At 32.1% G+C, this 8,032-nt stretch carries 8 protein-coding genes and 1 pseudogene; 4 read left to right on the top strand and 5 right to left on the bottom strand.

Annotated features, from left to right (window positions below; all coding sequences use genetic code 11):
- Window positions 1-417 precede the first annotated feature (417 nt).
- From AC1P5O_RS15670 to AC1P5O_RS15650, 5 genes are all read right to left on the bottom strand, one after another.
- Window positions 418-1,380 (bottom strand): hypothetical protein, encoded by a 963-nt coding sequence (locus tag AC1P5O_RS15670; RefSeq protein ID WP_005095131.1) that lies wholly within the window; start codon window positions 1,378-1,380, stop codon window positions 418-420.
- The gene (locus AC1P5O_RS15665) at window positions 1,380-3,371 is read right to left on the bottom strand and encodes an ORC-CDC6 family AAA ATPase (RefSeq protein WP_004281404.1); all 1,992 of its coding nucleotides are present in this window, start codon (window positions 3,369-3,371) and stop codon (window positions 1,380-1,382) included. Before AC1P5O_RS15665 ends, AC1P5O_RS15670 begins: the two co-directional genes overlap by 1 nt.
- Window positions 3,368-4,330, bottom strand: a complete 963-nt coding sequence (locus AC1P5O_RS15660; RefSeq protein WP_005095129.1) for a phosphoribosyltransferase-like protein — start codon at window positions 4,328-4,330, stop codon at window positions 3,368-3,370. Before AC1P5O_RS15660 ends, AC1P5O_RS15665 begins: the two co-directional genes overlap by 4 nt.
- A gap of 3 nt (window positions 4,331-4,333) precedes the next feature.
- The gene (locus AC1P5O_RS15655) at window positions 4,334-5,692 is read right to left on the bottom strand and encodes a DNA adenine methylase (RefSeq protein ID WP_228128548.1); all 1,359 of its coding nucleotides are present in this window, start codon (window positions 5,690-5,692) and stop codon (window positions 4,334-4,336) included.
- Window positions 5,693-5,792: 100 nt separating this feature from the next.
- The gene (locus AC1P5O_RS15650) at window positions 5,793-6,023 is read right to left on the bottom strand and encodes a helix-turn-helix domain-containing protein (protein ID WP_004281399.1); all 231 of its coding nucleotides are present in this window, start codon (window positions 6,021-6,023) and stop codon (window positions 5,793-5,795) included.
- 196 nt (window positions 6,024-6,219) lie between these two features.
- Between AC1P5O_RS15650 and AC1P5O_RS15645 the strand changes: the two genes are divergently transcribed.
- The 4 genes and pseudogenes from AC1P5O_RS15645 to AC1P5O_RS15630 form a co-directional block, all read left to right on the top strand.
- Window positions 6,220-6,537, top strand: coding sequence for a hypothetical protein (locus tag AC1P5O_RS15645; RefSeq protein WP_336755351.1), 318 nt, complete (start codon window positions 6,220-6,222; stop codon window positions 6,535-6,537).
- 45 nt (window positions 6,538-6,582) lie between these two features.
- Window positions 6,583-6,966 carry an IS66-like element accessory protein TnpA gene (gene tnpA / locus AC1P5O_RS15640; RefSeq protein ID WP_004733109.1) on the top strand — a complete coding sequence of 128 codons (384 nt, stop codon included), beginning with the start codon at window positions 6,583-6,585 and terminating at the stop codon, window positions 6,964-6,966.
- On the top strand, window positions 6,963-7,298 hold the full coding sequence (gene tnpB / locus AC1P5O_RS15635; RefSeq protein WP_005265675.1) for an IS66 family insertion sequence element accessory protein TnpB: 336 nt from the start codon (window positions 6,963-6,965) through the stop codon (window positions 7,296-7,298). The genes tnpA and tnpB overlap by 4 nt, the downstream gene beginning before the upstream one ends.
- A gap of 74 nt (window positions 7,299-7,372) precedes the next feature.
- A pseudogene (locus AC1P5O_RS15630) lies at window positions 7,373-8,032 on the top strand (IS66-like element ISAba25 family transposase); the annotation flags it as partial.

Raw genomic sequence — 8,032 nt, 5'->3', positions numbered from 1 at the left:
GCTTTTTTAGCGTTGGTGCACTGTCTATAACTGTCTTTAAATCCATAAATAGGTGTCCACTTAAATTTAAGTGGACACTATCGCGGTATTAATGAGTTAGAAAAAGTGGGGTTCAGCGGACGCTTACAGTGGATTCACGACATAAGTTTTTTAAAACAAAGTCTAAATGTCCAGACTGATAAAGCACTTGAAAATCTTGGTTACAATGTTGACGACTACTATGACTACAATTCACCAAATGGAGAATTTTTAGATATAAAAGCTAAACGAGAGTGGGACCAAATCATGGATGATTATTGGGATTAATACCTTTAGTGCTACTAAATCAATTGCTTCAGCATACAGACTAACTCTTCTTAGTCAAAGAAATAGCTTCTCATATTTAAAAAGAAAAGAAGCTATAATCTTTCTTCTCACTTATAGCTCAAGAGTATATTTCCATATTCTACCGATCCCTTTACTGGTCACCGATTTATATGCTTTTGGAATAGGCAAAGTAATATTGATATTAATATCTTTTTCTTTAAGTTTTTTATGCTCTTTCCACCAAAAGAAGACATGACCTATAACTTGAGCTTTAGTTGATAAAGGTACTAAATATATATTTTTGGTGTATTGCTCATTACTGATGATAGATACTAACTTACTAATCTCTTTAGCAGTTGAAAAAGGATCGTGAGCAGCCGCAAAGTATCTAGTACTGTTTATGATACTTTTGTGCGGTGATTGAATATTGACAGATTGAAGTACACTATGTTGAAACATATCAGCACTTAAAGAGGGAAATGAGAATAGAGGAAATAACTTTACCCCTTCATAGCTATTAAGCATCTGAGACATTAATTCAGTATCATAACCAATCGACATAATTGCAGCTTCTTTTGAACCAGTTTTAGTAAATTCTGTTCCGCCAATTGGTCTTACTTCATCACATAATTCACTAAATTTTGTACGATCATTATTTATATATGTTTTAGGCTCAGTGTAGATTATCTCTACATTAGAACACTTAAGTGCGGCTAACTTTATTACTAAAAAAGCTAATGTATGGCGCATGAATCCAGTACAGTCGATAACAATCTTTTTCTCAGAAAAGTTATCACCAAAGCTTTCTTTAAAAGTGTCAATAATCCTTTTTACCTGAAAAGTTTCATGAAAGCTGTCAGAAATAATTACATCATTTAAGTTTTTAATATCATCGTAATTAAAATTATATTCAGGTTGAATGAACCAATATTTTTTTATTGATTTAATATTTTCATATACAATTTCTATACGTTTACTCCTATTAAAGGCAGAAATAAATATATCTATATCATCAATTTTAGATAAATTTTCTGGATTAATATGACTTCTATAATAAAGATCATAATCTATCATTAGAATAGCTCCCATTGTTTTGGGCTATCTTCTTTTATAGGCTCTACAATAATATTCTTTTTATTAAGAATTGTATTCCACTTAACCTTAACCTGTTTTAACTCTTTATTAAACTCATCCATATTTGATTGACTAAACATTAAATTTACTAACTTGTTACTTAAACTTAAATCACCACGATAAACTGCTGGCAAATACCATAATGGAGATAACATTGGATTTAATCTAACTTTTATATTTTGTTTATTGGTTAAATTTCGATCATTTCTTTTCCCAATATTTTGCAATAGTGAAAACTCAATACATGCTTTAAAAATTTTATTACAGTTCTCATCTAAATCAGCTTCAGCAAAACTAATAGCTAATGGAGATGACTCAGGAATTTTTAAAGAAAATCTAGCAGCTTGTAAATATGATCCAATTTTCTCAATAGCTTGTTTTGCTTGCATACTAATTGAACCATAAGAGGTATCTTCATTAAAAAAATGTTTCGCAGCTTCTCTAAAACCTCGTGATTGAGCTTCAAAACAAATATATTCTTCAGAGAAAAAATCCTTGTTATCAAATTTTAATTGATTTTCAATTTTATATAATACATTTAATACATTTCTTGGATTATATGAAGTTAATTGACACAATGTCTCAAAGCCATAATATAAAGGAACCCGTTGAGGATTTTCCATATAATGTAATTGAGACATAATATCTGATTTATAATGGTTTAATGCAGTATAATAAGGCTTTTCTTTACTACCTAATTCAAGATAGCTTTTATATTCAAAATTAACCTTAGCAGCTAAACTCAAAAGATTATTTTCGTTAATCTTTTTTGACTTCATAAATCTAATAATATTTAGTTTTAAGAATAGAAGTGAATCAACCCCATTTGCAAGAATACTGAAAATCTCAGCAGAGATATTTTTACTAATCGGCAAAGCACGCATGAAAGAATTTTTTATATAATTATACAATTTCATGTTTTTTTCATTTGAAATAGAATAATCATTATTTAAATATTTAGAAAAATCTTCATCAGAACCAAAAATTTTCTCCACATCAATTTTTGAATTATCAGATGCAATTAATCTCAAATGTTTTTCAATAAAGTCTAAAATAAATAATCTTAGCTCTTTAGCTTGTTTTGAATTCTGATTATATATGACATCTAAGTCAATTAGAATGAATTCATTTCCATCTTTATTCTTCTCATTTAAAGTTTGGCTTGTTACAGCAGATTCCTTTCTCCCTGCTATTCTAAAGAAATAACCGGGCTCACTCATTCGAACAAGTTCATTAATTATTTTTTTATAATCACTATTTACATTTTCAAATTCATCAAAAAGGTAAACGACATTATAATCAAAAAACTCTTCCCTTAAAGAGTTGAAAAACTCTTTAGTCCGAAAAATAATATTATTTATAATAGTTATATTTTTTATATTACTATTATCATCATATAATATGGAATACTTTAATGCCTCATCAATTTTATTAGTCTGATTGTTAATATATTCAAGAATATAACTAACATTCTCAAATTTTTTATTAAAATATTTTTCTGCAACCTCACATACTGCAGAATCATTTATATTACTTTCAGAACAGATATTATCTATCAAATCAAAAGTTGAACGAAGTATTAGAAGCTCAAAATAAACTTTAAAGATAATTTTACCTTGATCTCGACCAAGATGGTCAAACTTACTTAGATCATTTGGCAATCTTAAATAAATACTTATTGCACCTAATTCATTCAGGCTACTCTTTAAATCATAAGAATTTCTTTTCAAGGCTACTTTTAATGAGAAATATCTTAACAGGTGGGTCTTTCCAGTCCCTTTCGCCCCTAGTAAATATCGGGATCCTAAAGCACTTAATGATAGCTTTTCTCTAAAAGATTGTTGTCGAGTATCTAACCACGCAGCATTAATTTGGCTATCATTATATTCTGCGGCTCGTAAGGAGCTATAGTCACTTAAAGTTCTTTTCATAGCCCTGATCCTTGCTTACTGTATCTTTTAAAAATTGGAGTGAAATGAGGCCCTGTTTTCCAAAAAATTGGTATAGTATTGTCAGGCGTATTATATGAAAAACCTAACATTAATTGCGAATATCCAAAACCATGCACATCTCGGATTCCGCAACCTAATAATTGTGAATATTTTCGGCTAAATGTTTTAATCTTAGATCGAGAAGGAAACTCACGATTAGCAAAATATCTAGACTTTCTTCCAAAAGCCTTATAAGTTTCATCTAGAATAAATAATGTTTTTGCTTTCCCATTAAAGGATTCGGCATGATTTATTTTCTTAGATGCATTATAAGTTGCAAATAAAGATATAAATTGTATCTCTAGATCGGGAAGACTAGCTCTTATTTTTTTTATTCTTTCTTTGATAAATGTGTTTAATTGACGCCCCGTTCCCACTAAATCATCAAAAAACACAACTCGCTTAAGAGTAGGATCTTTAAGGATTATGTTTCCACTTTGATCTTCCTGAAAGATAGCATAATAGTCACAAAAATATTTAACATCAAGATCGTTAATTTGTCTAAAGTAATATAATAAGTGGGACCCACTTTCTGAAGGATTTCCAGCTCCTAAAAAACGAGTAACTTCTATTTCTTTGGATAACTCATAGTTAATTAAATCTACATCAAGTGTATTATTATTTTTTTTTCTTATCTCTTGTTTTAGAGGTATAATCAGTAGATCCTCATAACATGATTTCAGCATCTGCCTAACCATATCTTGACTGAAATAATTAAAGTTACATAGCATATGTAAAGCCATTAATTTTTCACATTCTGGTGTAGAAAAAGAATACCCTGTAAAGTTTTCTAACCATTTTTCAATGACATGCCAAGGCTTATCATTATTCCAAACATATTCATTCAGAATTTGTATTTTTTGCCTATATATTTCATATGCACTATCAGTTTTCATCATGATTTACTTTTTAAATACCAAAATACTTTCATAATTTATAATTCCAGAAGTTTTATTCCTTTTAATCATAAGTCCTCTTGATTTAATAAAATCAATTAAATGTATTTCCAATTTTAGCCCTTTATTTTCAAGAAGATCTATTAAAAACTCATCATTATAAAATATTTGATTACAGACTGTATTATTACCTACCACTAATACAAGCCTTGCATCCTCTTTTAAAGATTTTATAATATTTTCTAGACTAGAATCCATTTCTTTTAAATAAGTCAAGGTAATATAATACCTGGTTAAATTTTGCTCTTTTATTTTTTCCAGTACATTTTGAAACTTAACATTAAGTTTTTTGAAATAATTATCACTTTTCTCTTTATCTTCTTTTGTAACTCTTTCTTTTCCGATAGAAGAATTGACTAATATTGTTACCTCTTGAGGCCTTGAAAGTTTTAGCCAGTTTAAACTTAAGCTAGATGCTCTAATATACTTTTGTGCAGATCCATAGGGTGGTGAAGTTATTATTAAATCAAAAACAGCCTCATCTTTAATTAAAGTAACGTTATTAGCTAACAATTTTGGGGTTGTACTATTTTCCTTTAAACAGTTGGCAAAATTCTGTAGGGAAATACTGTATTTTTCAACAATTTCTTTAAATGTCGTCAGGATATCTACATTTTTAATATAAGTAAGCCTCTTTTCGATTTCAGCTTTTCTTAAGGCACTAAAGTTTGATTTAATTTTTATTTTAACTGGAACTGATACTTGTAAATCACAATAACTAACTTTCCTAGCAAGATGGCTAAATGCTATTTTGAAAAAGTCTTTTATATCCACTTTATCTAGACTGTCTATACAACTCATTAATTTATCTAAGTCATTTTTTACCCTATCGTCATACCAGTGACTAGCATTAATAACATCAATAGCTTCAAATGAATGAGCTTCTTTATATAAGGTACATAACTGTTCTAAATGAAAGTCTATTTCATCTTTTCCGAGTTGCGTAGTCTTAACTTTAGTCAAAAGTCTTGCTAAAGGATTAATATCACAATAGAAAGCCTCATACCCTTCTGCGGCTGCTTCAACAATAGTTGTCCCTGAACCGACAAAAGGATCTAAAAATTTATTTGTATTTCGCTCTTTATATAAAGCCTTACAAAAGAATTTCGCTAAATTCGGATACAGCTTTCCTGGATAAGTATGAATATCATGACTTAATCCATTTTTATATTTATTTTCAAAAATTAGTTTAAAATCAACAATTAATGGCCTAGATTTTCTCTGAAATTCGCATACCAATAGATTATAAATTTCACGTTCACTATAATCTACCAATGTGTAAGTTTGATAGAATTCATTACTCAAATGATTAACGTTAAAACTTAGATCCATACAAATAAAGTAACAAGAAATGTGTCTCTATATTGCTTAAGTTAGATGAAGCATTCAAGACTTATATCTATAATCATTTTTTGTTATCTCTAGCTATAAGGGGCATGAGATCTAAAATATCTATCTCTAATGCCTGAGCTATTTCATAAATTTTTTCTAAAGTAATATTCACTTCTCCACGCTCTATTCGCCCCATATAGCTACGATCTATATTACAAAGTAAAGCAAGTTTTTCTTGCGTTAGTTTTTTTAGTTTTCTCTGTTCTCGAACCTTCAAACCAAAAGAAACAGTAAGTTCTGACATATTTGAATCAATTGCTCAAAAAACAGAACTATCACTATTTGAGGACTATATATCCACGGCTTATAATCCTCTTTTCTGTAATTTTGAAGAGTATTTCACCATGCAAATCCTTAGAATGCCTTTGTTCGAGGTGTTTCTCCCTATTATCCAATCGAATTCAATTCATAATTGGACTGCAAATGATTTTTGGAAGCGAATGAAACTATCTAAAAAAGAACGTCATCGCTTTAATCGTCAACGTATGTATCGAATACTACGAAAACTTGTTGAATTTGGTTTTTTAGAAAAGGATATTAACAAACAAAATCCTCAATTCTCTGTATTTAAAGAAACAATAAAAATCAATGAAATCAGAATCTTAAATAAAGAAGAATCTGATGTTTCTAAAATCAAATTAGAAGAAGTAAAAGTTAGTTCTGAAATTATATTTTTAGAAAAACAAGTTGAGGAATATAGAAAATTAGAGGTGAACTGTAAGCGTCCGCTGAACACACCTTATGAATTCATCCTATAAGCCTTAATTTAGTCCCCACTTAAAAACAAGTGGGGACTAAAATTTATGACTACAAATCACCAGACATCCATCGCATCTCTTGCGAAAAAACGAAGAACATACAGTGCTGAATTTAAACAGCAGATCGTTCAGGCTTGTAAAGCACCGGACGTTTCAATTGCTTCGGTCGCTTTGCAACATGGATTGAATACAAATCTTGTATCCAAATGGATTCGCTTAATTGATGGTAAGCCAGGGAATGATCGCTCACCACTACCGAATAAACCTGCATTTATTGCCTTATCTTGCTCTACACCATTAGATCCTACTCCTACTGACATGTTAACGGTTCAAATTACTTTACCCCACTCAAAAGCAGAAATTGGCTTGAAATGGCAAGTATCAGAAATATCTGCTTTAGCAGAATTACTCAAGGCACTTGCAACATGATCCGCATTGATGAAATCTGGCTTTCTACCCAACCTCTGGATATGCGAGCAGGTATGGATACGACCATGGCTCAGGTGGTGAGAGCCTTTGGCTACATCAAACCGCATTGTGCTTACCTGTTCTGTAATAAACGTGGCCATCGCATGAAAGTGCTGGTACATGATGGATTGGGCATCTGGCTGTGTGCCCGGCGGCTGGAACAGGGCAAATTTCACTGGGCTCAAGTTCACCAAGGTGAAACCGTGGCCCTCAGCCCGGAACAGTTACAGGCACTGATCCAAGGTTTGCCCTGGCAGCGCATTGGACGACAGCAGGTGGTGACGATGCTTTAAACCAGGCTCGACCATTCTGCTATTCTCCAAACGTTCTATTTCATTCTTCTCATGACCTCAGGCATACTGCGGTCATGAATACGCTGCCTGATTTAAGCCAACTGACCCATGAACAACTGCTGGAATTCACCAGGCAGTTGGCGCTGCAGCATCAGTCTCTAGCACAATCAAACCAACAATTGGATGCCAAAGTTCAACATCTTTCTATTCTCAATCAAAAATACGAGCATGAACTGGCGCTGTTTAAAAAGCACAAATTCGCCCAAAAGAATGAACACTTAACGGCAAAACAAATCCATCTGTGGGATGAAGCGGTTGAAGAAGATATTGCCGCGGTTGATCTAGAACTGGAACGGCTAAATGCAGATAAAACCAATGCAGCGACACAGAAAGCCAAAACCAATAAACCTAAACGTCGACCACTGCCAGATCATCTACACACCATCCGTATTGAGCATGAACCTGCATCAACCCAATGTGCTTGTGGCTGCCAACTCCGTCGTATCGGCGAAGATGTCAGTGAAAAACTGCATTTCAGACCGGCACAGTTCTATAAGGAACAGCATGTGCGTGGTAAATGGGTCTGTGATCAGTGTGACACTCTAACTCAGCAAGCGATGCCCGCCTATGTGATTGATAAAGGCATTGCTTCACCTGAATTGCTCAGCCATGTGCTGGTATCGAAGTATGCCGATCATTTGCCGCTGTACCGTCAGCGCCTGATCTATCAGCGG

It is taken from the genome of Prolinoborus fasciculus (assembly GCF_056724605.1).
The sequence above is the reverse complement of the archived record's forward strand: the minus strand, read 5'-3'. Positions and strand labels throughout refer to the sequence as shown.

Bases quoted from the DNA above. Each gene is read 5' to 3' on its own strand.
- AC1P5O_RS15645 (WP_336755351.1), top strand. From the start codon at position 6,220: ATGAAACTATCTAAAAAAGAACGTCATCGCTTTAATCGTCAACGTATG.
- AC1P5O_RS15650 (WP_004281399.1), bottom strand. From the start codon at position 6,023: ATGTCAGAACTTACTGTTTCTTTTGGTTTGAAGGTTCGAGAACAGAGA.
- tnpA (WP_004733109.1), top strand. From the start codon at position 6,583: ATGACTACAAATCACCAGACATCCATCGCATCTCTTGCGAAAAAACGA.
- AC1P5O_RS15660 (WP_005095129.1), bottom strand. From the start codon at position 4,330: ATGATGAAAACTGATAGTGCATATGAAATATATAGGCAAAAAATACAA.
- AC1P5O_RS15665 (WP_004281404.1), bottom strand. From the start codon at position 3,371: ATGAAAAGAACTTTAAGTGACTATAGCTCCTTACGAGCCGCAGAATAT.
- tnpB (WP_005265675.1), top strand. From the start codon at position 6,963: ATGATCCGCATTGATGAAATCTGGCTTTCTACCCAACCTCTGGATATG.
- AC1P5O_RS15670 (WP_005095131.1), bottom strand. From the start codon at position 1,380: ATGATAGATTATGATCTTTATTATAGAAGTCATATTAATCCAGAAAAT.